This window comes from Verticiella alkaliphila (assembly GCF_018904615.1).
Lineage (GTDB): Bacteria > Pseudomonadota > Gammaproteobacteria > Burkholderiales > Burkholderiaceae_B > Verticiella > Verticiella alkaliphila.
On the sequence record NZ_JADCNH010000017.1, the window covers coordinates 48,606 to 74,100 of the forward strand.

At 67.0% G+C, this 25,495-nt stretch carries 25 protein-coding genes, 1 tRNA gene and 2 pseudogenes; 10 read left to right on the forward strand and 18 right to left on the reverse strand.

Going from position 1 to position 25,495, the window contains the following annotated elements; translation table 11 throughout:
* Window positions 1–17: 17 nt before the first annotated feature.
* From IMZ29_RS12565 to IMZ29_RS12575, 3 genes are read right to left on the reverse strand one after another with little or no spacing between them, the layout of a single operon-like run.
* Window positions 18–377 (reverse strand): hypothetical protein, encoded by a 360-nt coding sequence (locus tag IMZ29_RS12565; RefSeq protein ID WP_216184313.1) that lies wholly within the window; start codon window positions 375–377, stop codon window positions 18–20.
* Entirely contained in the window at window positions 374–2,887 is a 2,514-nt protein-coding gene (ctaD, locus tag IMZ29_RS12570) for a cytochrome c oxidase subunit I (protein ID WP_371820248.1), read from the reverse strand. The genes IMZ29_RS12565 and ctaD overlap by 4 nt, the downstream gene beginning before the upstream one ends.
* Window positions 2,884–3,192, reverse strand: a complete 309-nt coding sequence (locus IMZ29_RS12575) for a c-type cytochrome (RefSeq protein WP_216184318.1) — start codon at window positions 3,190–3,192, stop codon at window positions 2,884–2,886. The genes ctaD and IMZ29_RS12575 overlap by 4 nt, the downstream gene beginning before the upstream one ends.
* A gap of 746 nt (window positions 3,193–3,938) precedes the next feature.
* On the opposite strand from IMZ29_RS12575, the gene IMZ29_RS12585 reads away from it, so the two are divergent.
* A complete protein-coding gene (locus IMZ29_RS12585) occupies window positions 3,939–4,457 on the forward strand; it encodes a DUF2231 domain-containing protein (protein ID WP_216184320.1) in 519 nt (172 codons plus the stop codon).
* Between the two features lie 22 nt (window positions 4,458–4,479).
* Here the strand turns inward: IMZ29_RS12585 and IMZ29_RS12590 are convergent, their stop codons facing one another.
* The gene (locus IMZ29_RS12590; RefSeq protein ID WP_216184323.1) at window positions 4,480–4,911 is read right to left on the reverse strand and encodes a CopD family protein; all 432 of its coding nucleotides are present in this window, start codon (window positions 4,909–4,911) and stop codon (window positions 4,480–4,482) included.
* 114 nt (window positions 4,912–5,025) lie between these two features.
* Between IMZ29_RS12590 and tesB the strand changes: the two genes are divergently transcribed.
* Entirely contained in the window at window positions 5,026–5,889 is an 864-nt protein-coding gene (tesB, locus tag IMZ29_RS12595) for an acyl-CoA thioesterase II (protein WP_216184326.1), read from the forward strand.
* Window positions 5,890–5,893: 4 nt separating this feature from the next.
* On the opposite strand, the gene IMZ29_RS12600 is transcribed toward tesB, so the two are convergent.
* Entirely contained in the window at window positions 5,894–6,160 is a 267-nt protein-coding gene (locus IMZ29_RS12600) for a hypothetical protein (protein WP_216184329.1), read from the reverse strand.
* A gap of 445 nt (window positions 6,161–6,605) precedes the next feature.
* Here IMZ29_RS12600 and IMZ29_RS12605 point away from each other — a divergent pair, with 445 nt between their 5' ends.
* Window positions 6,606–6,884, forward strand: coding sequence for a hypothetical protein (locus IMZ29_RS12605; protein ID WP_216184332.1), 279 nt, complete (start codon window positions 6,606–6,608; stop codon window positions 6,882–6,884).
* A 112-nt stretch (window positions 6,885–6,996) separates the two neighbouring features.
* Here IMZ29_RS12605 and IMZ29_RS12610 read toward each other — a convergent pair.
* The 9 genes from IMZ29_RS12610 to IMZ29_RS12650 form a co-directional block, all read right to left on the reverse strand.
* Window positions 6,997–7,072: transfer RNA gene (locus IMZ29_RS12610), tRNA-Asn, on the reverse strand.
* Window positions 7,073–7,202: 130 nt separating this feature from the next.
* Entirely contained in the window at window positions 7,203–8,147 is a 945-nt protein-coding gene (gene hprK, locus IMZ29_RS12615; protein ID WP_216184335.1) for an HPr(Ser) kinase/phosphatase, read from the reverse strand.
* 4 nt (window positions 8,148–8,151) lie between these two features.
* The gene (locus IMZ29_RS12620) at window positions 8,152–8,619 is read right to left on the reverse strand and encodes a PTS sugar transporter subunit IIA (protein ID WP_216184338.1); all 468 of its coding nucleotides are present in this window, start codon (window positions 8,617–8,619) and stop codon (window positions 8,152–8,154) included.
* Window positions 8,620–8,843: 224 nt separating this feature from the next.
* Window positions 8,844–9,188: a ribosome hibernation-promoting factor, HPF/YfiA family gene (gene hpf, locus IMZ29_RS12625; RefSeq protein ID WP_216184341.1), complete on the reverse strand. Its 345-nt coding sequence runs from the start codon at window positions 9,186–9,188 to the stop codon at window positions 8,844–8,846.
* Between the two features lie 98 nt (window positions 9,189–9,286).
* The gene (gene lptB / locus IMZ29_RS12630) at window positions 9,287–10,033 is read right to left on the reverse strand and encodes an LPS export ABC transporter ATP-binding protein (protein ID WP_216184344.1); all 747 of its coding nucleotides are present in this window, start codon (window positions 10,031–10,033) and stop codon (window positions 9,287–9,289) included.
* The gene (gene lptA, locus IMZ29_RS12635) at window positions 10,033–10,524 is read right to left on the reverse strand and encodes a lipopolysaccharide transport periplasmic protein LptA (protein ID WP_216184347.1); all 492 of its coding nucleotides are present in this window, start codon (window positions 10,522–10,524) and stop codon (window positions 10,033–10,035) included. Before lptA ends, lptB begins: the two co-directional genes overlap by 1 nt.
* Before the next feature lie 148 nt (window positions 10,525–10,672).
* On the reverse strand, window positions 10,673–11,266 hold the full coding sequence (gene lptC, locus IMZ29_RS12640) for an LPS export ABC transporter periplasmic protein LptC (protein WP_216184350.1): 594 nt from the start codon (window positions 11,264–11,266) through the stop codon (window positions 10,673–10,675).
* Window positions 11,267–11,270: 4 nt separating this feature from the next.
* Window positions 11,271–11,876 (reverse strand): KdsC family phosphatase, encoded by a 606-nt coding sequence (locus tag IMZ29_RS12645; RefSeq protein WP_216184354.1) that lies wholly within the window; start codon window positions 11,874–11,876, stop codon window positions 11,271–11,273.
* 8 nt (window positions 11,877–11,884) lie between these two features.
* Window positions 11,885–12,880, reverse strand: coding sequence for a KpsF/GutQ family sugar-phosphate isomerase (locus tag IMZ29_RS12650; protein ID WP_216184358.1), 996 nt, complete (start codon window positions 12,878–12,880; stop codon window positions 11,885–11,887).
* An 83-nt stretch (window positions 12,881–12,963) separates the two neighbouring features.
* Between IMZ29_RS12650 and IMZ29_RS12655 the strand changes: the two genes are divergently transcribed.
* Window positions 12,964–13,641, forward strand: coding sequence for a TetR/AcrR family transcriptional regulator (locus tag IMZ29_RS12655; protein ID WP_216184360.1), 678 nt, complete (start codon window positions 12,964–12,966; stop codon window positions 13,639–13,641).
* 89 nt (window positions 13,642–13,730) lie between these two features.
* Window positions 13,731–14,273: an adenine phosphoribosyltransferase gene (locus IMZ29_RS12660; RefSeq protein WP_216184364.1), complete on the forward strand. Its 543-nt coding sequence runs from the start codon at window positions 13,731–13,733 to the stop codon at window positions 14,271–14,273.
* A 101-nt stretch (window positions 14,274–14,374) separates the two neighbouring features.
* On the opposite strand, the pseudogene uvrA reads toward IMZ29_RS12660, so the two are convergent.
* Window positions 14,375–17,244 (reverse strand): annotated as a pseudogene (gene uvrA, locus IMZ29_RS12665) (excinuclease ABC subunit UvrA).
* Window positions 17,245–17,357: 113 nt separating this feature from the next.
* Between uvrA and IMZ29_RS12670 the strand changes: the two are divergent.
* The 3 genes and pseudogenes from IMZ29_RS12670 to IMZ29_RS12680 all read left to right on the forward strand — a co-directional run bounded on the left by IMZ29_RS12670 (window position 17,358) and on the right by IMZ29_RS12680 (window position 20,235).
* A pseudogene (locus IMZ29_RS12670) lies at window positions 17,358–18,583 on the forward strand (MFS transporter).
* A gap of 97 nt (window positions 18,584–18,680) precedes the next feature.
* Window positions 18,681–19,238 (forward strand): single-stranded DNA-binding protein, encoded by a 558-nt coding sequence (gene ssb / locus IMZ29_RS12675; RefSeq protein ID WP_216184366.1) that lies wholly within the window; start codon window positions 18,681–18,683, stop codon window positions 19,236–19,238.
* Between the two features lie 364 nt (window positions 19,239–19,602).
* The gene (locus tag IMZ29_RS12680) at window positions 19,603–20,235 is read left to right on the forward strand and encodes a TetR/AcrR family transcriptional regulator (protein WP_216184368.1); all 633 of its coding nucleotides are present in this window, start codon (window positions 19,603–19,605) and stop codon (window positions 20,233–20,235) included.
* Here the strand turns inward: IMZ29_RS12680 and IMZ29_RS12685 are convergent.
* Both IMZ29_RS12685 and IMZ29_RS12690 read right to left on the reverse strand, forming a co-directional pair.
* Entirely contained in the window at window positions 20,205–21,827 is a 1,623-nt protein-coding gene (locus IMZ29_RS12685) for a methyl-accepting chemotaxis protein (RefSeq protein ID WP_216184370.1), read from the reverse strand. The two genes, IMZ29_RS12680 and IMZ29_RS12685, sit on opposite strands and share 31 nt — an antisense overlap.
* Window positions 21,828–22,026: 199 nt before the next feature.
* Window positions 22,027–22,998 (reverse strand): SAM-dependent methyltransferase, encoded by a 972-nt coding sequence (locus IMZ29_RS12690; protein ID WP_216184373.1) that lies wholly within the window; start codon window positions 22,996–22,998, stop codon window positions 22,027–22,029.
* Between the two features lie 140 nt (window positions 22,999–23,138).
* On the opposite strand from IMZ29_RS12690, the gene pap reads away from it, so the two are divergent.
* Complete coding sequence (gene pap, locus IMZ29_RS12695) at window positions 23,139–24,626, forward strand: polyphosphate:AMP phosphotransferase (protein ID WP_371820249.1); 1,488 nt, start codon at window positions 23,139–23,141, stop codon at window positions 24,624–24,626.
* A gap of 39 nt (window positions 24,627–24,665) precedes the next feature.
* On the opposite strand, the gene IMZ29_RS12700 is transcribed toward pap, so the two are convergent.
* A complete protein-coding gene (locus IMZ29_RS12700; protein ID WP_216184376.1) occupies window positions 24,666–25,124 on the reverse strand; it encodes an RcnB family protein in 459 nt (152 codons plus the stop codon).
* A gap of 147 nt (window positions 25,125–25,271) precedes the next feature.
* Between IMZ29_RS12700 and IMZ29_RS12705 the strand changes: the two genes are divergently transcribed.
* Complete coding sequence (locus tag IMZ29_RS12705; protein WP_216184379.1) at window positions 25,272–25,484, forward strand: hypothetical protein; 213 nt, start codon at window positions 25,272–25,274, stop codon at window positions 25,482–25,484.
* Window positions 25,485–25,495: the final 11 nt, after the last annotated feature.

Consider the following 25,495-nt stretch of genomic DNA (forward strand, 5'->3'; position numbering starts at 1 on the left):
GCGTCAGCGGCTGAAGGTCAAATGCAGGGCACCGTCATCAGGATCGGGAAACCAATCCAGACGGTGCCTGCGAGCCCCACGACGTTCAGAACGAACGTCGTGCGCCAGCCGAACCGCGTGGACGCGTCCTCGCGCGGGGTCATGCGCAGGTGTCCCAGCGACACCCATGTCATGAGCGCGAGCAGGACGAGATGCGCCACCCAGAGCACGACCAGCATCCAGTTGATGCCGTGCAGGCCGGCCAGCGTGACGTCGAACCAGCCCTGGGTGCAGGCGAGCGACATGCCGCCATACAGTACGACGAAGCACACGCTCCAGACAATGACGCCGCCGGTCATGATGAGCAGCGAGACGGGGCCGCGCGGAAACGTGCTCATCGTGCCCCCAGCGGAAAGCCGTAGAGGGCGACCAGGGCGATGACGCCGGCCGCCGCGGTGTAGCGCCACCAGGTGCGCGCGATGACGAACTCCAGGCGACGCATGGCCGAGATGAACCCATGGCGGCAGCGCTGCGCGGCGAAGCCGGTCATCAGCGCCCCGATCGCGCAATGCAGGGCCATGTAGTAGCAGAGCACCGCGCTGATGGCGGCGTAGGCGTGGCCCGTGGGCGCCGGCAGCGCGAGACTGGGCAGCAGGCCGAAGGCCAGCGCGCCAACCACGCTGCCCGCGGTGGCGAGCCAAGCCAGCGTGGCGCCGGCCCCGACTCGACCTGCGCCGACACGGGCCAGGCCCAGGCTGGACGTGCCGAGCGCGACGGCGAGCCCGCTCGCGGCCAGAAGCGGCAGCCACGGCGAGGGATCGATGAACGCCGGTGGGGGCCAGTTCGGTGCGATGGTCCACAGAAACACATAGCCAAAGAGCAGGCACGCGAAGAGCGTTCCGTCGGCGGCCAAGGTGTAGATCGTGCCAGCGCGCCCGGGGCTGCCTTCCGGATCACCATGGTGAGGCAGCAGCATCAGCCCCTGGCCGACGTTGACCGGCACCGGATCCTCACGTACGCCGGTGCTCCACGCCCAGCGCAGGAAGAGGGCGGCCACGGCGAACGGAAAGAGGGCGGCAAGCCAGTAGACCTTGAAGAGCACGGCGAGAAAAAAGCCTCCCGTGAGCAGCGTGCCGATGATTGGCATGCGGCTGGGGCCGGGCAGGATCACGAGGTGCCGTGCCTCGCCGGTCAGAACGTCCACGCTGATCGTCTCGCGGCGCGTGGGCAGAGCGCTCCCTGGATAGTGTTTGCCAGCGGCCAGTTCGGGCGCCAGATCGGGGTGGTCCCACAACGGGGTGCGCGAGGTGACGTGTGGCTGGGCGCCGATGTTGTAGGGCGCCACCGGGGTCGCCGTCGTCCACTCCAGCGTGTCGGCCCCCCACGGGTTGCGCACAGCGGCGCGTCCCATGCTGCCCTGCAAGAAGATGTCGAGCACCAGCAGGCCGAAGCCGATCGCCTGCAGGAAGCCGCCGATCGAGGACACCAGATTCAGCACGTCCCAGCCCAGGTGACCGTCGTAGACGTAGACACGTCTAGGCATGCCGAGCAGCCCGGTCAGATGCATGATGAGGAAAGTGGCGTTGAATCCGATGAAGATCATCCAGAACGCCCACTTGCCCATGGTCTCCGAAGGCATGCGCCCCGTCACGTGGGGCAGCCAGTAGTAGATCGCCGCCATCACGGGGAAGACCATGCCGCCCACCAGCACGTAATGCAAGTGCGCAACCACAAAGTGCGTGTCGTGCACCTGCCAGTCGAACGGCACCAGCGCCACCATGACGCCAGTGAGCCCGCCCATGACGAAGATCGTGAGAAAGCCGAAGAGATACAGCATCGGCAGGCGAAATACCGGGCGGCCCGACCACAGCGTGGCGATCCAGGCGAAGAACTGGATGGCCGTGGGCACGGCCACGAGCATGCTCGCGGCCGAGAAGAAGATCTGGCCCAGATACGGGATGCCCACCGCGAACATGTGGTGCACCCAGAGGCCGAAGCTGATGAAGCCGGTGGCGAGCGCACTACCCACGATCCACGTGTGGCCGACCAACGGGCGGCGCGCGAACACGGGAAGAATGGTGGACACCATGCCGGCTGCGGGCAGGAAGATGATGTAGACCTCAGGGTGGCCGAACAGCCAGAACAGATGCTGCCAGAGGAGAGGGTCGCCGCCGCGCGCGACCTCGAAGAACGGCCAGCCGAAGGCGCGCTCGATCTCAAGCAGGATGCTGCCAAGGATGAGTGGGGGAAAGCCGATCAGGATCATGCCGGCGGTGACTAGCATGTACCAGGCGAAGATCGGCATCGAGCGAAGGCCCATGCCGGGCGTGCGCAGCCTCAAGATAGTGACCACGATCTCGGCCGCGCCGCAGATCGCCGAGATCTCGGCGAAAGTGACGCCGATCAGCCAGATGTCAGCCTGGATGCCGGGTGTGAACTCCGTGCTCGAGAGCGGCGTGTACATGAACCATCCGCCGTTGGGCGCAAGCCCCAGCAGGAGGGCCGTGATGAGAATGATCCCGCCCGACACGTAGCACCAGTAGGCGTAGGCACCGAGGCGCGGGAAGGCGAGATCGCGCGCGCCCATCATCTTGGGCAGCAGGTAGAGCGCAATCCCCTCCAGCACGGGAATGGCAAAGAGGAACATCATCACCGTGCCGTGCATGGTGAAGAGCTGCGCGTAGAGTTCGTTGCCCAGGAAGGCGTTGCCCGAGGTGGCGAGTTGCGCGCGGATCAGCATGGCGAGCACGCCGCCGATCAAAAAGAAGATCAGCGCCGTGACGACGAACCGCTGGCCGATCGCCGTGTGGTTGACGGCGCAGAAGATGCGCGCGAGCCCGTGCTGGGGATCGTTCCAGATCGCCTGAAGGCGGTGATGGCGGGCAATGGGCGACAACGGTTCGGTCACGGGAGGCTTTCCAGGAAGGTGGCGATGGCCTCGACGTCCTCGCCGGACAGGTTCTGGTCGGGCATGAGATTGCCGGGCTTGCGCGCCTGCGGGTGGGCAAGCCAGTCGCGCAGGCTCTCGGGTGTATTGGGCAGGGTGCCCGCGGCGAGCGTGCCGCGCAGGCCGAGATCCGCGAGGTTGGGACCCGGCTGCGCGCTGCGGCTGGCGGGATCCAGGCTGTGACAGGCCAGGCAGTCGCGCGCGAAGGCCTGGGCACCATGAGTCGTCATGTCCGCCGTGGCGGCGGGCGTCACCAGGGCACGCATCCGCTCGTCCAGGCCGGCCTCGTCATGAGCGTGGATGACCAGGCGCATGCGGGCGTGCTGCGCGCCACAGAATTCCGCGCAGACCCCGTGGTAAGCGCCGGGCGCATCGGCGCGCAGGCGCACGACGTTGGTGCGTCCCGGAATGGCGTCGATCTTGCCGCCCAGGCGGGCGCCCAGAAGCTGTGGATCACGTCGTTCGTGCTGACGTGTACGTCGACGAAGCGGCCCGCCGGGATGTGGATCTCATTGGCGGAATACCGAGGCCCACCCGGTGCGTCCAGGTAGATGACCTCCCACCACCACTGGTGCCCGCGCACCTCTACCCGATACACCGGCTCCTTCGTCGGTAGCGGCAGCATGGACTGTCCGGCGTTGATGCCATAGATCAGCAGGGCGAGCGTCGTACTGATGGGCAACACGAGCCCACCACCGATCAGCAGCCAATTCCGTGGCGCCTTGCCCGTGCGGCGCCGGTGCATACCGGCATAGAGCGCGAGAACGACTACGAGGAGCCAGACGAGAATGCTGCCGAAGAACATCACCCACCAGACCTGGGCGATGTCGGCGGCGGCGGGGCCGGCAGGATCGAGCGTGGACAAGGGTTGACGAATGCAACCGCTTAGCAGGGGCAGGGCGGTGAGGCCGGCGACGACATGACGAGGAGGCATCAGGAATGTTCCTTGCAGACGGCGCCCGTTACGCCGGGTGCATCTGTGTTCGGCGACGATTCCGCCCGCAGGAGACTCATGGAACGATTTGGCAAGCCCCTCCCGCCTGGCTCCGGCACACTGGTCGCGTTTGCCCGCCACCCGTTGCACCCCATGCTCGTCACCTTTCCCATCGCGTTTCTGCTCGGCGTGCTGGGGACGGACCTCGCTTTCTGGTACACGGGCGACGCCTTCTGGGCGCGCGTCTCGCTTTGGCTGGTTGGCGCAGGGGCCTTCATGGGCATCCTCGCCGGCATCGCCGGCACCGTGGAGTTGTTGTGGGTGACCGAGATCCGACGCCGTCCGGCGAGCTGGAACCACTTCGTGTTGGCCGTCGCGCTGCTGGCCACGGCCGTCATCAACTGGGTGATGCGCTTGGCCGACCCGGTGGGCAGCATCATGCCAACGGGGCTGTATCTGTCAGCGCTGGGTGCCGTACTGGTCGGAGCGGCGGGGTGGCTGGGTGGCAAGCTGGTGTTCGAACACCAGATCGCCGTGGACAAGGGCGAGGACCACGACACCGATCCGCTCGACCTGGCGGACGACAGCTCGCGCTGAGCGCGGCCCTGAGGCGGCGCGCTCATGCGCCGCTGCTCCACAGGGTCGGCTTGGCAAGCACCAGCCACAGCACCGTGCTCACGAGCACGAACGGCACCAACACCAGCGCAATGTGAAAGCTGCGTCGCTCGATGTGTTCGCCCCGCTCGAGCTCCACGACACGCCGCCCGCAATACACATGAAAGAATCCCATGCCCGCGACCACCGCGAGTTTGGCGGGCAACCACACCCCCTGGATGGCTGTCGCGTAAACCAGGATGGTGCCAGTGATGATCGCGAGCACCGCTGCAGGTGACGTGATCACGATGAAGGTGAAGCGGGTGATGATGCGCATCCGGTGACGTTCGCGCGCGTCGGTGGCGCCGGCGTAATGGGCGAAGAGTGCCGGCATGTAGAAGAGGCCTGTGCACCACAGGATCAGAAAGATGATGTGCAAGGCCTTGAGCCACGCCATGTCGTCTCCAGCGAAAATGCCTTGTTTGGGCCGTCATGCTGCGCTGCACCAGCGCGGCTGGGAAACGCGGATAATGCGGATATTCCAGAGAACACGCTGCGAGGATTCCCCGCCATGAGCATGACCCAGGAGTTGATCAATCTGTTGCAGGTCGAGCCGTTGGAGCTCAACCTTTTCCGCGGCATCAGCGGCGACATCGGCAGCCGCGCGGTGTTCGGTGGCCAGGTTCTGGGCCAGGCCCTGGCGGCTGCGGCGCGCACCGTGGAGGAGGGGCGCGGGGTGCATTCCCTGCACGCCTACTTCCTGCGACCAGGCGACAAGCGCGCGCCTATCGTCTACGACGTCGACCGCATTCGTGACGGCTCGAGCTTCACCACCCGCCGCGTCGTGGCGATCCAGCATGGCCGACCGATCTTCAACATGTCGGCGTCCTTCCAGGTGTTCGAAGACGGTGCGGAGCATGCCGACGAGATGCCCGACGTGCCCGGTCCGGAAGGGCTGACGCCGGAATCCGAACTGCTGGCTGCGGTGATCGCGCGGCTGCCGGAAAAAGTGCGCTCGGCCTACGAGCGCGTGCGGCCGATCGAGATCCGTCCCGTGACGCGCTTCGATCCGTTGGCGCCCACGGCGCGTCCGCCGCTCTTCACGGCCTGGGTGCGCGCGGCCGACCCGCTGCCGGATTCGCCGGTGCTGCATCAGGCCATGCTGGCCTACACGTCGGATTTCTATCTGCTGCATGCTGCGCTGCTGCCCCATGCCATGAGCTTCTTCGACCCGGCGCTACATATCGCGAGCCTGGATCATGCGATGTGGTTCCACCGGCCGTTTCGGATGGACGAATGGCTCCTGTACGTCACCGAATCGCCTAGTGCCAGCAACGCCCGCGGTCTGTGCCGTGGCCGCTTCTTCACACGGGACGGGCGGCTCGTGGCCTCCACCATGCAGGAAGGCCTGATCCGCCTCGCGCCGCCCGCGTGATCAATCAGGCGTGCAGGCTCACGCCGACCGGAGAACGGCTGGGCAGCGGCACGTGATTCGGCCGCGGCGGTTCGACGTCGTCCGGCCGCCGGGCGGGTGCCTCGGTGGGCCGCTTGAGCACCGGCAATTCCAGCGGACGATCACCGAGATCGTCGTCGGGTCGCGCGGCGATCTGGTCTTCCCAGGGCAACGCGCGACGCGCGGCCGCCAGGCGACCTTGGGCGCGCTGGAGGGTGATTCGGGTGTACGAAGCGTGAAAACGGCTGGCCATCAAAACTCCTCATGCGGGGCGATCATCAAGGGTCGCCAAAGTGAACCGCTAATAGCAATCGATGTGCCTGGCCAGACTGCCTCCGCGCCACGCTATCGCGGCGGTGATGTCGATGCCTAAAACTGCGCGTAAATCTTACGTATCGTCGCGCATTTGTGCGCAATCGTCAGCGAAGTGATATTTTCCACTTGACATGGTCCTGGGCCACGTGCATAATGCGGCACGCTTTGGCTATCCGCTTCTCGGAAAGCACGCTGCCCCGGCAGCCCGGCGCCTGCGGTCTCCTACGACAATTCCCAGCCGCAAGCCCATCATCAAAGCGTCATCCGCGTTCGCTACGCTAGTGGCAGCGCCCATCGCCGATACCGTATTTGCGCCGCCAGCGTCGGAGCTTTCCGCTGCCTGTGTTCGGCAATGACGGTCGTGCCTACCTTCAGGATTGACAGTGAAGACCTTGTTTCCGCACCACCTCGTCCAGCGTCCGGCCGATGCCCCGCTGGATCATGCCCCCATCGATATCGGCGACCGCGTGACGGTGCAGCCGCTCGACGGGCCCCCGATCACCAGCACGGTGATCTTCAACACGCCGTTTCTCGGCACCACGACCTACACCGCCGATGCGGACGTGAGCGATGGGGAGGGCGAGATGCCCGTTCGCATTCGTCTGCGTTTTCGCCCTCAGGACATTCACGGCGTACAGCACGTGCGACGCTGCGCGGCCTGAGTTGACGTAGGCCCCTCCGATGGTGGAGCAGGGCCTGCTTCTCATGGGCGCGTGACGTAGCGAGCGCCCAAGCAAAAAGGGGTTGCACCGTAGTGCAACCCCTTCTTTTATTTGGCTCCCCGAGCAGGGCTCGAACCTGCGACCTGCGGATTAACAGTCCGTCGCTCTACCGACTGAGCTATCGGGGAAGAAAGAAAAAGATTATATCTGTCTTTTTCAAACTTGGCAAATCAGCGGAGAATTTTCTTTCGCTGCGTTGATCGGCGCTTGCTGTCGGTAACCCGCAATTGCCTATCAACTTCGTCAAGCAGGGGCGCATTATAGCGCATTTTTCTGGATTGCTTGCTGCTGTCTTTCCATAAAGTCTGCGAGCGTGTCGATACCGCGCAATTGCAGGATCGTGTTGCGCACCGCAGCCTCGACCAGCACCGCCAGGTTGCGCCCGGCGGCCACCGGCAGGACAACCTTGCGGATGGGCAGGCCCAGGACTTCCTGCGTCGTATCCTGCAGCGGCAGGCGCTCACGCTGTGCCTCCTCGGACAGCGCGCGCACGAGTTGCACGATGAGGCGCAACCGCATCTTGCGCCGAACCGAGCTCTCGCCAAAGATGGTGCGTACGTCCAGCAGCCCCAGCCCGCGCACCTCGAGGATGTTCTGCAGCAAGGGGGGGCAATGGCCATCGATGATGCCCGGCGCGACATGCGAAAAATCGACCGCGTCATCCGCAACCAGACCATGGCCGCGCGAGACGAGCTCGAGGGCCAGTTCGCTCTTGCCCAGACCGGATTCGCCAGCGATCAGCACGCCAAGACCCAGCACGTCGATGAAGACGCCGTGCATGGTGACGGTGGGGGCAAGCGCGCGGCCCACATAGAGCCGCAGGATGTCGATGACCTCGGCTGCCTGCACCGGCGTGCTCAGCAGGGGAACCTCATGGTCATCGCAGAACTGAATGAGATCCGCCGGCGGAACGAGCGCGTCCGCGATGACGATGGCCGGCACGCCGCCCGTGACGAGATCGTCCAGGTGGTGCTGACGTCGATTGACGTCGAAGCGCGAGAAGTACAGCATCTCGCGCTGTCCGAACACCTGGATGCGGCTTGGGTGGATCAGATTCAGGTGGCCGACGCGGTCGGAGGGGGCAAGGTAGTCGTTGCCCAGCGTACGCTGGTCACCGGCTTCGCCGCCCAGCCAGCGCAGCGAAAGCTTGCTTGCATTCTCGTCCGCCAGCGTGCGGATGGTCAGTACCGGCAACCCGGTCATCGCATCAGTAACAGGTGGCCGGCTGCCAGCCTGCCAGCAGGGCGTGGACTGCCTGCGGATCGGTGGCTTCGCACAGGGCCGTGCGCAGATCCTTGCTGGAGAGCATGTGGGCAAGCTCAGCCAGGATCTCGAGATGCTGTTGCGTGGCCACCTCCGGCACCAACAGGAACATCAGCATGCGCACCGGCTGACCATCCGGGGCGTCGAACGGCACGGGCTGCGCCAGGCGGATGAAGGTGGCGAGCGCCTCGTTCAAACCCTTGATGCGACCGTGCGGCACAGCGACGCCGTGGCCCAGTGCAGTGGAGCCCAGGCGTTCGCGGGCAAAGAGACTGTCAAACACGGCCATCCGGGCAAGCCCGTGATGGTTTTCGAACAACAAGGCGGCATGCTCGAACGCGCGTTTCTTGCTCGTGGCCGGCAGGTCCAGCACGACGTTGGACACCGGGAGAATGCGGGAGATCAGGCTCATGGGGGCAAATTGCTTCACTGCAGCAAAAAACCATTATAGGAGAAGCCGTGCGCTGCGATAAGGCTTTGTAACATGATCGTGATCGCAGGGGTGGGCTCCAAAGACAAAAGGCAGGGGGAGCACGAAGCTCCCACATCTGCCTGTCTACAGCATGCCGTCAGGACGGCGTTGGCGCTTTGCGCCGTCGGCTCTGGGCCGTTATGCCAGTAATCTGTGGAGGGCCGCTACGGCTGTAGCTCCACGTATTCTTCGACGATCGGCTGGCGCTTGATGGCATCAGGCGTGTGCGTCTGAGCTTTATCCTTGTACTTCACGACTTGGCGGTCGAGCTTGTCGATCAGGAGGTCGATCGCAGCGTAGAGATTTTCGTCCGTGGCCTCGCAGTGGATGTCCTTGCCACGCACACGGACTGTGACGTCCGCAGTGTGCCGCAGCTTGACGGCGGAAAGGATGACTTGCGCGTCGATGATGTGATCGAAATGTCGCAATACCCGGTCCAGCTTGGTCGTCACGTATTCCCGAATGGCGGGGCTCACGTCCAGCTGGTGTCCGCTGATGCTCAGGTTCATAGAATGACCTCCTGTGCTTGAGTTGGCGTGCGGTGCGGTTGACCGCCAGGGCACCGCACGACTCTAGTCTAGCGAATACAGCCGCGAATGCAAGCTGACTACATGCGGAAATGTTCCCCGAGGTAAACACGACGCACCGCTGGGTCGTCGACGATTTCATCCGGATGCCCAGAGGTGAGCACCGAGCCTTCGCTGATAATGTAGGCACGATCGCAGATACCGAGCGTTTCACGCACGTTGTGATCGGTAATCAGAACGCCGATGTTGCGACTCTTCAAAAAGCGGACGATGCGCTGGATCTCGATCACCGCGATCGGGTCCACGCCGGCGAAGGGCTCATCGAGCAGGATGAAGCGAGGATTGGTGGCCAGTGCGCGAGCGATCTCGACGCGGCGGCGTTCGCCGCCCGACAGCGAAATGGCGGCGTTGCTGCGGATGTGTTCGATCTGCAGCTCGGCGAGGAGGCCGTTCAGGCTCTCGTCGATGGCCTGACGCGACAGCGTGCGGCCCTCCGGCGTGCGCTGCAGCTCCAGCACGGCGCGGATGTTCTGCTCCACTGAAAGGCGGCGGAACACGGAGGCGTCCTGGGGCAGGTACGACAGCCCCAGGTGCGCGCGCCGATGGATCGGCAGTGCCGTGATGTTTTGGCCATCGACTTCGATGCGCCCGGCGTCGGCGGCGACCAGGCCGACGATCATGTAGAAGCTTGTCGTCTTGCCCGCGCCGTTGGGGCCGAGCAGGCCGACGACTTCGCCGCTGCCCACGTCCAGCGATACGTCGCGCACCACCGTGCGCGTGCCGTAGGTCTTGCGCAGACCCGTGGCACTCAGTTTTCCCGACGCCATCACTGCGGCTTACCTCCGGGCGCGCAGGAATCGATCACGGCCTGGCTGGCCTGGCGCGACTGGATGACGGTGCGCACGCGACGGTTGGCCGTGCCGGCCTGCGGACCGCCACTGGCGGAGTAGGTGTCGTTGCCCTGGTTGTAGCGGATGCGCTCGCCGCGGATCTCGTCGAGCGTCCTGCCGCAGGCGAGGCGGCTCACCACTGCGTGGCCGATGAAGTCCAGGTGCTGGGCGCGGCTGTCGTACTCGGCGCGGTCGGCATAGCCTTCGACCGATTCCACGCCCTGCGCGGGCGATTGGCGCACGAAGACCTGCTTGCCGTCGGCCGCCGTCGCGACGGCGAACTGATCGCCCGCTTCGTTCTGGCGCAATTCCAGGCGGTGGGCGCGCAGGGTGAGCTCACCCCGGGTGAGCACCACATTGCCCGTGAACACGCTCGTCTGGCGCGTGTCGTCGTAATCGAGCTGGTCGGAATCGATCAGCGTGGGCACGTCCTGCTGCAGGGCTGGCGCAGGCGCGGCCGCGAGCGGCAGGGCGGCACAGCCGGCGAGCAGGGCAGCCAGGAGCGCGCGCGCAGGCGGATCGTGGGCGAGGCGAGGAGTGTGGGCATTCGCGTGAGCGGAAGGAAGGTGAGGGGCCTCAGCGTTCGGCCTCGGGGGTGCGCGGGGCGATCGTGACGCGGGCGTCCGAGGCCACGGCGAGTTGCCGGCTGGCATTGTCGTAGCGCATGCCGGTGCCGGTGATGCGGGAGCCGTCGCCGCGGATCACCGTGGCGGGCAGATCGGTGAAGGCGACGTCCTCGTTGGGGTGCAGGGTGATGGCCTCGCTCTGGATGGACAGGCCGGGTTCTTCCTGGTGGGGCGGGCGGCGGAAGTTCACGTCGCCCGTCATCACGATGCGGTCGCCGTCCTGATCCATGCGGCCGCGTTCGGCCGTGGCGATGGTGACGGAGCGGTCCGGCCGCTGGCTCACCGCGCGTGGCAGGTAGACCTCGTAGGAGTCGTCGTCGGGGAAGTGCTCGGCGCGCGGGCCTTCGAGGCGAGCGGCAGGCATGCCCGTCTCGTCCGTGCGCATCATCACGAAATTGTCGATGAAGGTGTCCATCTCGTGGGTGAGACGGCGCGGCGGATCCACCGGCACGGAGCGCCTGGCGTAATCCGAGGCCCACCAGGTGCTGCCGACCAGGGCGAGCAGCAGGAAGCCCGCGATGAGAGAAGTGAGGCGATCGCGCATCGCGCTATTGTAGCGAGCCGCCTGCGGCCACGACGCGCGAGCCCTGGCTCAGGACGGCGCCGAGCCGACCCTGTGCCGCCAGGATGAGATCGCACACTTCGCGTGCGGCACCCGAGCCGCCGGCGCGCTCGGTGGTCCAATGCGCGGCTTGCGCCACGTAGGAGGGCGCGGCGGGCACGGTGACGGCGAACCCGGCCTGGCGCATGGCCGGCAGGTCATTCACGTCATCGCCCATGAAGCCGGCATCCTCGGCGGTGAGCCCGAGCTTCTGGACCAGCGTCTGCAGCGCTTCGGCCTTGTCGTGGCTGCCTTGCACCACGTGCTTGATGCCCAGGTCCGCGGCACGGCGCGTGACCATGGCGCCATCGCGCGCGGTGATGAAGGCGACGGCCACGCCGCTCGCGGCGAGCAGGCGCAGGCCCTGGCCGTCCAGGACGTTGAAGCGCTTGACGGTCTCGCCGTGTTCGCCATACCAGAGCGAGCCATCGGTGAGCACGCCGTCGATATCGAAGGCCATCACGCGAACGCGCGCGGCGCGCTTGCGCACGGCCTCGGGCACGCGGGCAAGGATCAGGGCTTCGGCGGGGTGGGGGACGCAGAGCTTGGACATGGCGGGTGTTATACCACCTTGGCGGCCATCAGATCGTGCATGTGCAGTGCGCCGGCCAGGCGTCCATCGGCATCCACCACCAGCAGTTGCGAGAGTCGGTGCTCATCCATGGCCGCGGCGGCTTCGGCGGCGAGAACGTCGGGGGCGATGGTGCGAGGGCCTGGGGTCATGCCATCAGTCACGCGCATGCCGCGCAGGTCGCCCACTCGGGCGATGAGTCGGCGCAGGTCGCCATCCGTGAAGATGCCGAGCGCGCGGCCGTCCGCATCGACGACCGCCGTCATGCCCATGCCCTTGCGCGACATCTCGGCCAGGGCGGTGTTGATGTCGGCGTCGGCAGGCACCGTGGGCACGCGCTCGCCGCTGCGCATCACATCGCGCACGTGCGTGAGCAGGCGCCGGCCGAGCGCGCCGCCAGGGTGCGAGCGGGCGAAATCGGCGGAGCCGAAGCCGCGTGCCTCCAGGCAGGCCACGGCGAGCGCATCGCCCAGCGCCAGCGCGGCGGTGGTGCTCGCTGTCGGGGCGAGGTTGAGCGGGCAGGCTTCGCGGGCCACGCTGGTGTCCAGGTGCACGTCGGCCAGCTGCGCGAGGGGCGAGGCCGGATTGCCCGTCATGGCGATGATGCCGGCGCCCATGCGGCGCGCGAGCGGCAGGATGGTGAGAAGCTCTTCCGAGCTGCCCGAGTGCGAGAGCGCGATCACGATGTCTGCGGCAGTGATCATGCCCAGGTCGCCATGTACGGCCTCGGCGGCATGCACGAAGAAGGCCGGGGTGCCGGTGGAGGCGAGCGTGGCGGCGATCTTGCGCGCCACGTGGCCGGTCTTGCCAAGGCCGCTCACCACCACGCGCCCGGTGCAGGCCAACAGGCGCTGCGTGGCCTGGACGAAGGGCTCGCCCTGGCGCTGGGCCAGGCTGTGCACAGCGTCGGCCTCGATCTGGAGAGTGCGGCGTGCCGAGGCGAGGATGGCGTCGGCGGCGGGATTGGGCAAAGGGGTCGAAGACATGGGACGTATGTTAGCGAAACCGTCTCGTCGGTGCGCTATGCTGTCGTCTCTCTGTGCTGTCGTGTCCATCCGGAGGCTTGTCCATGGCGCACCCCGTCGGCGCGCGTCCGGCGGCCAAGCCGCCAAGGCGGCGCGATCGTTCCTCGCCAGGTCGGCGCGATCGCTCCTATCACCACGGCGATCTGCATCAGGCGCTCATCGCGGCCACCGAGGCCATTCTCGTCGAGCGCGGGGTGGATGGCTTCACGCTGCGTGAGGCGGCTCGCCGTGTGGGCGTGACACCGGCGGCGCCGGCGCATCACTTCGGCAGCGCGGCGGGGCTCCTGACGGAAGTCGCCCTGCTGGGCTTTCAGGCCTTGCATGATCACCTCATCGACGCGGCGAAAGCGGCCGGCGAGAGCCCAGCCGAACAGGCGCGGGCGCTTGGCCACGGGTATGTACGCTTTGCACGCGCCCATCCCGCCCGATTCCAGCTCATGTTCCGGATGAATCGCCTGCTCGAGGACGATCCGCGGCTCGTGGCCGCCTGTGGCGCGGCCGAGAGCGAGCTGGAGCGGGCCACGCGGGCGTATCGCGGGCTCGATGCCGACACGCCGCTGGATGCGCAGATGAAGGCCGAGATGCTGGGCGGCTGGTCGCTCGTGCATGGCTTTGCGCACTTGGCACTCGAAGGACGCTTCGATGACGCGGCCGGCGATGCGGACATCGAGACGTTTCTGCGCGATACACTGGACGCCATCCTGCGCCGGCATTTCCCCTGACGCGGCCTGCCGTCAGCCGGTGAGCCGTTTGCCGCTGCATCCGTGTTCACCGCTCGCCTTGCCGCGGGCATTTGTCTTCTTTCTTCATCATGCTGCCTTCCGTCGATTTCATCCGCGACCGCATCCGCACGGTTCCCGATTGGCCCCGCGAGGGCGTCACCTTCCGCGACGTCACGCCGGTCTTCCAGGATCCGCGGGCCTTTCGCGTGCTCGTCGACCTGCTGGTCTATCGCTACATGGACAAGAGGATCGACCTGATCGCGGGCATCGACGCACGCGGCTTCATCATCGGCAGCGTGCTCGCCTACGAGCTCAACCTGGGCTTCGTGCCGATCCGCAAGAAGGGCAAGTTGCCGTATCTGACGGTGGCCGAAGAGTACGAACTCGAGTACGGCAGCGCGGCCATCGAAATGCACACCGATGCCGTGTTGCCCGGTCAGCGCGTGCTGGTGATCGACGACCTCATCGCCACGGGTGGCACCATGCTGGCCGCCGTGAAGCTCCTGCAGCGCCTGCAGGCAGACGTGGTGGAGGCCGCCGCGATCATCGATCTGGACGGCCTGGGCGGCAGCGCCGCCGTGCGGGCGGCCGGTGTGCCCGTGTTTCCGGTGTGCGTATTCGGCGGCGAGTGAGCCGCTGAGGTGAGGGGCGCTGGCGCGATGCCAGCGGCTGTCCTAGTCGTCGGGTGACGGCGCGGTGCGCCGGCAGCTGGCCGGCGCACCGCGCCTGGCGGTCAGGCCGCCTTGCCCGGCATGGCGCGCAGCACGCGGCCCAGGTATGGCCCCGTGTGGCTTTCCTCGCTCGCGGCGACGTCTTCCGGGCGTCCCTGCGCCACGATGCGACCACCCCCATCGCCGCCTTCCGGCCCCATGTCGATCACCCAGTCCGCCGTCTTGATGACGTCCAGATTGTGTTCGATCACGACCACGGTATTGCCGGCATCCACGAGCTGGTTCAGCACGCCCAGGAGCATCGCGATGTCATGGAAATGCAGGCCGGTGGTCGGCTCGTCCAGGATGTACAGCGTGCGCCCCGTACCGCGCTTGGAGAGTTCCAGCGAGAGCTTGACGCGCTGGGCCTCGCCACCGGAGAGCGTGGTGGCCGACTGGCCGAGACGGATGTAGCCCAGGCCCACCGCGGTGAGCGTCTGCAGCTTGCGCGCGAGTGTGGGCACGGCCGAGAAGAACTCGACGCCCTCGTCCACGGTCATGTCCAGCACTTCGCTGATGCTGCGCCCGCGATAGCGCACTTCCAGCGTCTCGCGGTTGTAGCGCCGGCCGTGGCAGACATCGCAGGGCACGTACATGTCGGGCAGGAAGTGCATCTCCACCTTGACCACGCCGTCGCCCTGGCAGGCTTCGCAGCGTCCGCCCTTCACGTTGAAGCTGAAGCGGCCCGGATCGTAGCCTCGCGCGCGCGCCTCGGGCACGCCCGCGAAGAGTTCGCGGATGGGCGTGAAGAGCCCCGTGTAGGTGGCCGGGTTGCTGCGCGGTGTGCGCCCGATGGGGCTCTGGTCGACGATGATGATCTTGTCGAAGTGCTCCAGGCCTTCGATGCCCTGGTAGGGCGCGGGCTCGGTCTGGCTGTTGTGCAGGTGGCGCGAGACGGCGGTGGCCAGCGTGTCGTTCACGAGCGTGGACTTGCCACTGCCCGAGACGCCGCTCACGCACACCAGCGGCCGGTGGGAATGCGCAGGTCCACGGACTTGAGGTTGTTGCCCTGGCAGCCGGTGATGCTCAGCCAGCCGTTGTCCTCGCCGGCCTCGGACACCGGGCGCTGGCTGGCCTGCGTGATGTGGCGCGCGCCGCTCATGTACTGACCCGTGAGCGAGGCCGGGTCGGCGAGAATCTCGGCGGGCGTGCCCTGCGAGACGACCTGGCCACCGTGTTCGCCCGCGCCCGGGCCCATGTCCACCACGAAGTCGGCCGAGCGGATCATGTCTTCGTCGTGCTCGACGACGATGACGCTGTTGCCCAGATCGCGCAGGTGCCGCAGCGTGGCGATGAGGCGGTCGTTGTCGCGCTGGTGCAGGCCGATGGACGGCTCGTCCAGCACGTACATCACGCCCGTGAGCCCCGAGCCGATCTGGCTTGCGAGCCGGATGCGCTGGGCTTCGCCGCCCGAGATCGTATCCGCGCTGCGGTCCAGCGACAGATAGCTCAGGCCGACGTTGTTGAGAAAGGTGAGGCGCGCGAGGATCTCGCGCACGATGCGCTGGGCGATGTCCTGCTTGGCCCCGGCCAGCGTGAGCTGCTCGAACCAGTGCTGGCAGGCCGCGAGCGGCATGTGCTCCACGGTGAAGATCGGCAGGCCGCCGTCAGCCGCGTCGTGCGAGCCCACGCGCACGTTGCGGGCTTCGGCGCGCAGGCGCGAGCCGTGGCAGTCCGGGCACGTCTTGATGTTCCGGAACTTGCCGAGCTCCTCGCGCACCGTGGTCGAATCGGTTTCCTTCCAGCGGCGCTCCAGATTGTGGAGGATGCCCTCGAAGGGATGCGAGCGCACCGTGCTGCGGCCCTTCTCGTTCAGGTAGGTGAACGGGATCTCGCGCTCGCCGGATCCGTAGAGCACCACCTCGCGCACGGCCTCGGGCAACGATTCGAACGGCGTGGCCGTGTCGAACTCGTAGAAGGCCGCGAGGCTCGTGAGCATCTGGTAATAGAAGGAATTGCGCTGGTCCCAGCCGCGGATGGCGCCGGCCGCGAGACTCAACTCCGGGAAGGCGACGACGCGCTTCGGATCGAAGAAGCCCACGCTGCCCAGGCCGTCACAGGAGGGGCACGCCCCGACCGGATTGTTGAAACTGAAGAGGCGCGGCTCGAGCTCGGCCAGACTGTAGCTGCAGATCGGGCAGGCATAGCGGCTGGAGTAGAGGTGCTCATGGCCGGGTTCGTCCATCTCCAGCGCGATCACGCGGCCTTCGCCGATCTCGAGCGCGACTTCGATGCTCTCGGCCAGGCGCTGCTCCACGCCTTCGCGCACGCGCAGACGGTCGACGACGACGTCCACGTCGTGCTTGTCGTTCTTCTTCAGAGGCGCCAGCCGGTCGAGTTCGGTCATCTCGCCATCGACGCGCAGGCGCACGAAGCCGCGCGCCTGCAGACCGGCGAATTCGCCCTCGAAGCTGCCCTTGCGCTCGCGCGCGAGCGGGGCGAGCAGCGCAATGCGCGTGTCCGCCGGCAAGGCCATGATCGCGTCGACCATCTGGCTCACGCTGTGCGCGACCAGCGGCAGATTGTGCTCGGGGCAGTAGGGCGTGCCGACCCGGGCGTAGAGCAGCCGCAGGTAGTCGTGGATCTCGGTGACGGTGCCGACCGTGGAGCGCGGATTGTGGCCTGCGGCCTTCTGCTCGATGGAGATCGCGGGCGAGAGACCTTCGATGAGGTCGACCTCGGGCTTGTCCATGAGCTGCAGGAACTGCCGGGCATAGGCCGACAGGCTTTCGACGTAGCGGCGCTGCCCCTCGGCGTAGAGGGTGTCGAAAGCGAGCGAGGACTTGCCCGAGCCCGACAACCCGGTGATCACGGTGAGCTGCTGTCGGGGCAGATCGATCGAGATGTTCTTGAGGTTGTGGGTGCGCGCGCCCCGGATGCGTATGACGTCCATCGCGACTCGATTGGGCAAACCGCCGATTATAAAGCCCGGGGCGAGCGCGCGGCGAGCGGCGGGTACGCTTGGCTTGTTACTATAGCGCGCTGCGATTCCCACCCAGACCCTTCATGGCCACCGTTTCCCCCACCCGCATGACGAGCGCCGAGCGGCGCGCGAGCCTCGCGCTCGCGAGTCTGTTCGCCTGCCGCATGCTGGGCCTGTTCCTGCTGCTGCCCGTGTTCGCCGTGGCCGCGCAAGGGCTGCCCGGCGGGGATAGCCCGGCGGCCATCGGCCTGGCGCTGGGAATGTACGGCCTGTCGCAGGCCGTGCTGCAGATCCCGTTCGGGTTGGCGTCCGATCGCTGGGGGCGTCGCCCCGTCGTGCTGGCCGGGTTGGTGCTCTTCGTGCTGGGCAGCATTGTCTGTGCGCTGGCCGATGACGTCTTCTGGATCACCGTGGGACGGGCCATCCAGGGCGCAGGGGCGATCTCCGCCGCTGTCACGGCGTGGCTCGCCGACGCCACGCGCGACGAGGTCCGTACCAAGCCATGGCCATGGTGGGCGGCTCCATCGGGCTGGCTTTCGCCGTGTCGCTGGTGGCCGCACCGCTCGTCGTGGGCTGGGGCGGCCTGTCGGGGCTCTTCTGGGTCATCACGGCGCTCGGCCTGGGTGCGTTCGCCGTGGCCCTCTGGGCCGTACCGGACGTGGGGGGCGGCCGCCGCGCGGCGATGGCCGATACGGCCGCAGGCGACGTGCTGCGCAATACCGACCTGCTGCGCCTGAATGCCGGCGTGTTCGTTCTGCATCTGGTGCAGGTGGCACTCTTCGTCGTCGTGCCGAGCCAGCTGGCCTTGACGGGCGGGCTTGCCGCGAGCGAACTCTGGAAGGTGTACCTGCCGGTGGTCGTGGCGTCGTTCGTCTTCATGGTGCCGGTGATCTTCGCGGCCGAACGGCACGGCGCCCACCGGCAAGCGCTGCTTGGCAGCGTGGCCGCGCTCGTGGGCGTCTGTGCGCTCCTGCCAGCGGCCGTGACGGGATTCGCCACGCTGGTCGCCGCCTTGGTGGCTTTCTTCGTGGTTTTCAATATATTGGAGGCCTTGCAGCCGTCGCTGGTGTCGCGCGTGGCGCCGCCCCAGCACAAGGGTCTGGCGCTCGGCTTCTACAACACGGCGCAGGCCGCCGGGTTGTTCGCCGGGGGCGCCCTGGGCGGGCGGTTGCTGGCGAGCGGCGGGCCTGGCCTCGTCTTCGAGGCGGCTGCCGTCCTGGTCGCCCTGTGGCTGGCGGTGGCCTGGGGCATGAAGCCCCTGCGCCGACGGGCCGAGAGCGGTGGCGTGCCGGCGCGGGATACGGCCTGAACCGCACAGGCACTTACGTGTGAATTCTTATAGCGCTGCGCCGTCCGTCCGAGGATGATGATGGCGCATCGAGCATCCAATCTTTGGGAGTACAGCTATGGCTTCGGTCAACAAGGTGATTCTGGTGGGCAACCTGGGGCGCGACCCCGAGGTGCGCTACAGCCCGGACGGCGCAGCGATCTGCAACGTGTCGATCGCGACCACGTCCAACTGGAAGGACAAGAACTCCGGCGAGCGCCGCGAGGAAACCGAATGGCACCGCGTGGTGTTCTACAACCGCCTGGCCGAGATCGCGGGCGAATACCTGAAGAAGGGCCGTTCGGTGTATGTCGAAGGCCGTCTGAAGACCCGCAAGTGGCAGGACAAGGACACCGGCGCGGATCGCTACTCCACCGAGATCGTGGCTGACCAGATGCAGATGCTGGGTGGCCGCGAAGGCGGCGGCGAGGGCGGTGGTTACGGCGGTGGTGGTGGCGGTGGCGGCAACTACGGCGGCGGCGGCGGCGGTGGTGGCTGGAACGAAGGCGGCAATGGTGGCGGAGGCGGCGGTGGCCGTCCGCAACGTCCGGCCCGTCAGGCGCCGCCGCCCGCGCAGTCGAATCCGGGCAGTGGCTCGGGCAACTTCGCGGACATGGACGACGACATTCCGTTCTGATCGACGCGCGCATGGGCGCGCGGCGGGCCATCGATAGGGCCCCCGCGTCGTGCACTGTGCGTTCCTTGTTAGGGCACCCAGGCCCGGATCTGCCGGCTTCACCGGCATCCGGGCCTTTTGTCGTCTGCGCAGTGGCACGAGTCGCTCAACAGCACGCCTGTCGTGTGGCCGACGTTGCCGTCATGCCGCAGTCACTGCATTCCCACGCCTTTTCTTGTGCGATCGGGAGGCATCTGGGCCACAGGGCTTCTGCTTTTGCGCGCTGGTCTGTATCTTGCAAACTCTCAGACCATCTCAGTTGGTTATCGGGGCAACGCCGCTGGCGTGGGCCCCGTCACTGCTGTTCAAGCCGAGGAAGGAATGCATGGCCAGACCCCAGGAATTCGATACGGACGAGGCCGTTGAGCAGGCCCTGGCCGTGTTCCGGCGCAAGGGCTATGCGCAGAGTTCTCTTGCCGATCTGCTCGCCGCCACGGGATTGAGCAAGAGCAGTCTTTACGCAACCTTTGGCAGCAAGCATGCGCTGTTTCTGCGGGCGTTCGATCAGTACCGCGCGCAGCGCCGTCGACTGGCGGTGATCGACCTGCGCGCGACGCCGGCAGGCCCGGGCCTCGAGGCGTACTGCCGTCGCATCCTGCGTCAGGTGTTCGAGCAGCCGCCGTGTCTGCTGCTGCGCCAATCGATCGAGAGCCAGGACGAGGACCCCGAGGTGCGCGAGCGCGTGCACGCCGACTTTGCCGAGCTGGTGGTCGCGTTTCGACGGACGATCGCGCGCGGTCAGGCTGACGGTTCGATTGGGTCTATCCAGCCTGCAGATCAGCTAGCGCAGTCGCTTGCGGTGAGCGTGATCGGCATGATGGCGCTGGGCGGCACTGGCCTGCCGCCACAGACGGGAGACATGGCGCTCGCGGCGCTGATGGATCTTCTGCAGATCCGCCGCGAGCAGGACGAGATCGCCGACGAAGGTCAGGCCGGCAAGGCCGCCGGCGTTCTGTAGGGCACCGCCGGCGCCACGGCGTCGATGATCACAGATGCCGTGGGCAGCTTGAAGATCGCCGCGGCCTGGTCGAGGCGACGGGCCTGATCTTCCAGGGCGGTGGCGGCCGCCGCGGATTGCTCCACCAGTGCAGCGTTCTGCTGCGTGACCTCATCCATCTGGGCCACCGCCAGACTGACCTGGTCGATGCCGGCGGCCTGCTCGCGCGACGCCGACGAGATTTCGCCCATGATGGTGGCGACCTCACCGATGCTGTCGACGACTTGCTGCATGGTGTCGCCGGCCCGTTGCACCTGCGTGGAGCCGACGTTGACGGTGGCCACGGAGCGCTCGATCAGTTCCTTCACTTCCTTGGCGGCCTGCGCGCTGCGCTGCGCGAGCGAGCGCACTTCGCCTGCGACGACGGCAAAGCCCTTGCCTTGTTCGCCGGCACGGGCGGCCTCGACGGCCGCGTTCAGCGCCAGGATGTTGGTCTGAAAGGCAATGCCGTCGATCACGGTGACGATGTCCGAGATCTGGCGAGAGCTCGTCGAGATGCCGTCCATCGTGGCCACGACCTGGGCCATTGCCGAGCCGCCGTCACGGGCGACCTGGGCCGCCTTGTCGGCCACGCCGCTCGCATGGTGGGCGTTGGTGGCGTTCTGTTTGACGGTGCTGGAGAGTTGTTCCATCGTGGCTGCGGTCTCCTCGAGCGTGGCGGCCTGTTGCTCGGTGCGCGTGGACAGATCCGTGCTGCCGGCCGCGATCTCCTGCGCGCCCGTGTTGATCTCTTCCACGCCGTGACGAATGGTGGTGATGGTGCGGGTGAGGCCCTCCTGCATGCGGCGCAGGGCGGCAAAGAGCACGCCGATCTCGTTGTTGGAGCGGACTTCGACGTGGTGCGACAGATCGCCACCGGCGATACGGTCGAAGTGACGACCCGCGTGCACCAGCGGCACCAGAAGGGCCCCACGCACGAACACCCAGCACAGGATGATCAGCGTCAATCCGACCGCCAGGAGTATCAACGTCGTCCAGCGCGCGTTCGTGACCGCGGCATCCGCGTCGATCCGGACTTCGTCGCTCAGCGTGGCCACGCGTTGCAGGAAGGCGTCGTACTGACGCGTGTAGGCCACGGCGGCCTCGCGCAGTTGAGGCGCCTGGGTGCGATAGCCCTCGAGTGAGCGATTTTCGACCGTCTGCAACAGCGCGTCGTACTGGGTGAGATATGCCTGGAAGCTGCGTTGGAGGTCCTGGGATAGCGCCGTGCCCGCCGCCGTCTTGGGCACCGCCATGTACTCGCCGAAGCTCGCTTGTGCCTCCTGGCGCAAGCTGGCTGCGGAGGTCAGCGCAGCCGCGATGATGCCAGGCTCCCGGGCTTCCTCCGTCAGCGCCAGCACGGCACCGAAGAGCGCGACACGAGCCTCGAGGATGGCGGTCTGCGCACTCATGAGGGGTGCGACCTGGGCGACCGCAAAGTTGTCCAGCGATTCGATGTTGGCTTCGGCGTGATCGGCGTTGACCCAGAGCGATGCCAGCGAAAGCGACAGCAACAGCATGAACAGCCCGAAGACAGCGATCAGGGCTGTCCGGATGGTGAGTTTGGAAAGCATGGAAACTCCACGGGTGAGGGGGGCGGGCCGGCAGCGGGTGACCGCGGCCCGACGCTGACTTCACGGCACACGATGAAGAGGGCCAGCACGCCCATGCGCACTCACGCAGGTGGTCGCAAGCGTCCCATGAAGTTATGGACCGTAACGTCCACAACGATGCAAAGTTTAGGAGGGTTTCTCAAATGTTACAAATTGAGGGCTATTGCCCGCCCAGTGCCGCCACCGCGGCGTGCATCTCTTCGTCGCTCGGCGCCTGCGCGCCATCGAGCGACGGGGCGTCACCCACCCGTTCGGCAAAGAACGGCACGCGTGTGCCGTCGGCCCCTTGCGCATCCCCGCGCATGGTCTTTGCGCCCACACGTGCGTCGAACTCGCGCACGACGCCGCTAGGGTCGGTCAAGGCAAAGCGCAGCCGGTCACCCAGCAGCCGCGGCTGACGCAGCGTCGTGATGAACGCCTCGTGCGCGGCCGTGCCGGCCACGCGTTGGAAGCGCTGCTCGAAGGCGAGCGTCGCCTTCACGGCGTCGGTGCCTTCGCCGTATCGCAGCTTCCAGTCACCCGTCACGTTGGCCGGAATCACCCAGAGATAGCCTGCGCGATGACTCACCGTCGAGGTCTCGTCAGGCGTCCAGCGGCCCATGTCGAACTGATGGGCCACGACCCGGGTGCCAGGGCGCATGGCCATGAGCAAGGGCCGCAGGCGCAGATTCAATTCCGGCAACAGGTACAGCGACACAATGGTGGCGTCGCTGAAGTCCGTCTCGAAGATGTCCCCCTGCTCGAAGCTCACGAGCGAAGCGACGCCTGCGCTCTCAGCCTGCTGGCGCGCGAACTCGACCATCGCAGGGTCGTATTCGATGCCGCGGCCGCGCACGCCGAAGTCCCGTGCGGCAGCGATCACGATGCGGCCGTCGCCTGCGCCCAGATCGACCAGGCGGTCCTGCGGCGTTGCGCCCGCCATGTGCATCAGGCGGTCGATGACGCCGTCCGGGGTGGGCAGCCACATCACGTCCTTGCCGCGGCGCCCCAGTTGCGGCTCGAATGCGTCGTCCAGGGTCGCGCGGGCAGCGCCGGGCACGGCAAGCAGCGTGGCGAGCGCGCCGAAGGCGCCCACGGCACGGCGGCGAACGGGATTGAGGACGGCGGTGGGGTGCACGGGCGAAAACGGCAAAACGGGTTCCTCGGCGGCTGGGCGTCCCCTGGGTGCGGGGCGGGCGAGGAAGGATAGCATCCGTGCCGGCTGGCTTCGCTGCCAGCGCTTTGCCATACTGCATGACGATGACGCATCCGCTGTCCGCTGAAGGAGTCTGTGTGAAGCCTGCCGATCTGCTCGATCACGCCGAGAATGACCCCGCCCTGGCTCAGGCCGATTTCGAGGCCCAGGAGACTTCCCTGCGTACAGACTTGCTGCTGCAGCAGTTCGCCCTTCTGGAGAAGGCCGATCGTGCTGTGTTGTTCGTGATTGCCGGGGTGGATGGCGCGGGCAAGGGCTCGGCGATCCATCTGCTCAATGAATGGCTCGATCCCCGCCACGTGCGCACGCTGGCCTTTGGCAAGCCGACGCCCGAAGAGGCCGCGCGCCCGGCGGCCTGGCGCTACTGGCGTGGCCTGCCCGCGCGTGGCCGCATCGGCGTAGTGTTCGGCTCGTGGTACACCCCGATCCTGCGCGAGGCCGCCCGACGCAAGCCTGACGCCGAGCGGCTCGAGGCGGCGTTGGGCGCGGCCCGCCAGTTCGAGGCGCAGCTGCGTGCGGACGGCGTGCATGTGGTCAAGCTATGGTTCCATCTTTCTCGCGATGCGCAGCGCGCGCGCTGCGAGCGGCTCGCGGCCGATCCGGAAACCGCATGGCGCGTGTCTGACGAAGATCGCCAGGTCGCCAGCCGGTTCGGCCGCCTGCGCAAGGCGGCGGAGCACGTCATCGCCCACACGCACGAGCCGGCAGCGCCGTGGCGCGTCATTCCCTCGGCAGACGACAACCTGCGGGCGGTGGTGACGGCAACGACGGTGCTACAGGCCTTGCGGCATCCGCTGCCTGCGCCGGCGCGTGCGCCCAAGCCCGAGGCGCAAGGCGCTCCCCGGCACCGATTGGTGGTGGCGGGCCGGGAACCGGGCATGGGCAAGCGGGATTACCACGAGGCCTTGGCCGAAGCGCAGGCCCGCCTGGGCCGCGCCGTGCGGTTGCCTGAAGCCGCCAAGCGCAGTCTGGTGATCGTGTTCGAGGGGGTCGATGCCGCCGGCAAGGGCGGCGCGGTGCGCCGTGTCGTGCGTTCGCTCGATGTGCGACGTTACGACATCATTCCCATCGCCGCGCCCAACGAGGAGGAGCGAGCCTACCCGTATCTGTGGCGGTTCTGGCGGCACGCGCCGACACCCGGCCGCGCCGTCATCTTTGATCGGTCCTGGTACGGGCGGGTCCTGGTGGAGCGCGTGGAGCGGTTCGCAGCGCCGGCTGACTGGCAACGGGCGTACGAAGAGATCAATGCCTTCGAGGCGCAATGGAAGGACCATGGCGCCATCGTCGTCAAGTTCTGGCTGGAAATCTCGCGAGAGGAGCAGCTCACCCGCTTTCGCGCGCGTGAGCAGACGCCCTTCAAGCACTTCAAGATCACACCAGAGGATTGGCGCAATCGGGGCAAGCACAAGGCTTACCGGGCTGCAGCGCTCGACATGCTCGCGCTCACCGACACGCCCCACGCCCCCTGGCATGTGGTGGCCACCGATGACAAGCGGGCGGCACGCGTGCAGGTTCTCACCACGCTTGCGGACGCCGTCGAGGCCGCACTGGGCGAAAGCGGCTGAGCACCCGCAGGCGCAGGGTGCTCAGTTGGTGCCTGACGGTCAGCGGCCAATGATCGACTGCAGGATCACCCCGGTGGCAATGCCGACCAGGAGGTACTCCGCGCCGCCGGCATTCACCCACTGGTAGCCGCGCGGCGGTTCGCGGAACTGACGGGCGCGCCAGTCGTGCACGACATACTGTGGCTGACGCAAGTGCGGCGGCAGGCGGTCGCCGCGTGACCAGCGCGGGCCGTGATGGCGGGGCGGCGCTGGCACCACGACGACGGGCGGGCCGCGCCAGTCACGGCGATCCCAGCCGGGGCCGCGATCATGCCGACGCTCCGCGCGTCGCTCGTCGCGACGGCCATCACGGCGGCCTTCGCGGTAGCCGCGTTCGTAACTCTGAGAACGCCATTCACGGTCGCCCCGATGACCACCGCGGTGATCGTGAGCAAAGGCCGTCGTGGCCATCAACGCACAAGACAGGGCGGCCGTGGCCACCATCGCGATCTTTTTCATCACCGCGCTCCTTCAAGGGGGTATGAAGCGAAGTGTAGGCCTCCTCGCGTCAACAATTGCGGAGGAATCGTGAGGGTGTGTAAGGTGTGTGTAAGGACAGGGGCATGCGGATTGCTTCCCGCTTTGAACCTGTGAGGAGGTATCGCCATGAACGACACCCGCAAGCCTGCCGAAGCCACCCCGGTCGACGAGTCCGAGTCTGGCAAGGACAAGCCCGCGCGCACGCTGGGTGGCCGCCCGGTCGACCCGAACGCCGTGAATCAAAAGCATGGACGCGTGCCGCCTGGCGTGAAGCCGGACGAGGTCTGGGACCCGGGCAGCAATACCCCAGGCGCGCCGCCTGTGGACAATCGCTCCTGATCGGGCAGGAG

What these genes read in the sequence shown, in the direction of transcription:
- IMZ29_RS12650 (WP_216184358.1), bottom strand. Translation starts at nt 12,880, where the DNA reads ATGTCTTCGACCCCTTTGCCCAATCCCGCCGCCGACGCCATCCTCGCC.
- lptB (WP_216184344.1), bottom strand. Translation starts at nt 10,033, where the DNA reads ATGGCGTCGGGAAAACTGAGTGCCACGGGTCTGCGCAAGACCTACGGC.
- IMZ29_RS12680 (WP_216184368.1), top strand. Translation starts at nt 19,603, where the DNA reads ATGGCCAGACCCCAGGAATTCGATACGGACGAGGCCGTTGAGCAGGCC.
- IMZ29_RS12645 (WP_216184354.1), bottom strand. Translation starts at nt 11,876, where the DNA reads ATGTCCAAGCTCTGCGTCCCCCACCCCGCCGAAGCCCTGATCCTTGCC.
- ssb (WP_216184366.1), top strand. Translation starts at nt 18,681, where the DNA reads ATGGCTTCGGTCAACAAGGTGATTCTGGTGGGCAACCTGGGGCGCGAC.
- IMZ29_RS12620 (WP_216184338.1), bottom strand. Translation starts at nt 8,619, where the DNA reads ATGAGCCTGATCTCCCGCATTCTCCCGGTGTCCAACGTCGTGCTGGAC.
- IMZ29_RS12700 (WP_216184376.1), bottom strand. Translation starts at nt 25,124, where the DNA reads ATGAAAAAGATCGCGATGGTGGCCACGGCCGCCCTGTCTTGTGCGTTG.
- IMZ29_RS12705 (WP_216184379.1), top strand. Translation starts at nt 25,272, where the DNA reads ATGAACGACACCCGCAAGCCTGCCGAAGCCACCCCGGTCGACGAGTCC.
- IMZ29_RS12600 (WP_216184329.1), bottom strand. Translation starts at nt 6,160, where the DNA reads ATGGCCAGCCGTTTTCACGCTTCGTACACCCGAATCACCCTCCAGCGC.
- tesB (WP_216184326.1), top strand. Translation starts at nt 5,026, where the DNA reads ATGAGCATGACCCAGGAGTTGATCAATCTGTTGCAGGTCGAGCCGTTG.
- IMZ29_RS12655 (WP_216184360.1), top strand. Translation starts at nt 12,964, where the DNA reads ATGGCGCACCCCGTCGGCGCGCGTCCGGCGGCCAAGCCGCCAAGGCGG.
- hpf (WP_216184341.1), bottom strand. Translation starts at nt 9,188, where the DNA reads ATGAACCTGAGCATCAGCGGACACCAGCTGGACGTGAGCCCCGCCATT.
- hprK (WP_216184335.1), bottom strand. Translation starts at nt 8,147, where the DNA reads ATGACCGGGTTGCCGGTACTGACCATCCGCACGCTGGCGGACGAGAAT.
- IMZ29_RS12660 (WP_216184364.1), top strand. Translation starts at nt 13,731, where the DNA reads ATGCTGCCTTCCGTCGATTTCATCCGCGACCGCATCCGCACGGTTCCC.
- IMZ29_RS12575 (WP_216184318.1), bottom strand. Translation starts at nt 3,192, where the DNA reads ATGCGTGCCCTGGTGACGCCCGCCGCCACGGCGGACATGACGACTCAT.
- IMZ29_RS12585 (WP_216184320.1), top strand. Translation starts at nt 3,939, where the DNA reads ATGGAACGATTTGGCAAGCCCCTCCCGCCTGGCTCCGGCACACTGGTC.
- IMZ29_RS12590 (WP_216184323.1), bottom strand. Translation starts at nt 4,911, where the DNA reads ATGGCGTGGCTCAAGGCCTTGCACATCATCTTTCTGATCCTGTGGTGC.
- IMZ29_RS12685 (WP_216184370.1), bottom strand. Translation starts at nt 21,827, where the DNA reads ATGCTTTCCAAACTCACCATCCGGACAGCCCTGATCGCTGTCTTCGGG.
- IMZ29_RS12565 (WP_216184313.1), bottom strand. Translation starts at nt 377, where the DNA reads ATGAGCACGTTTCCGCGCGGCCCCGTCTCGCTGCTCATCATGACCGGC.
- lptC (WP_216184350.1), bottom strand. Translation starts at nt 11,266, where the DNA reads ATGCGCGATCGCCTCACTTCTCTCATCGCGGGCTTCCTGCTGCTCGCC.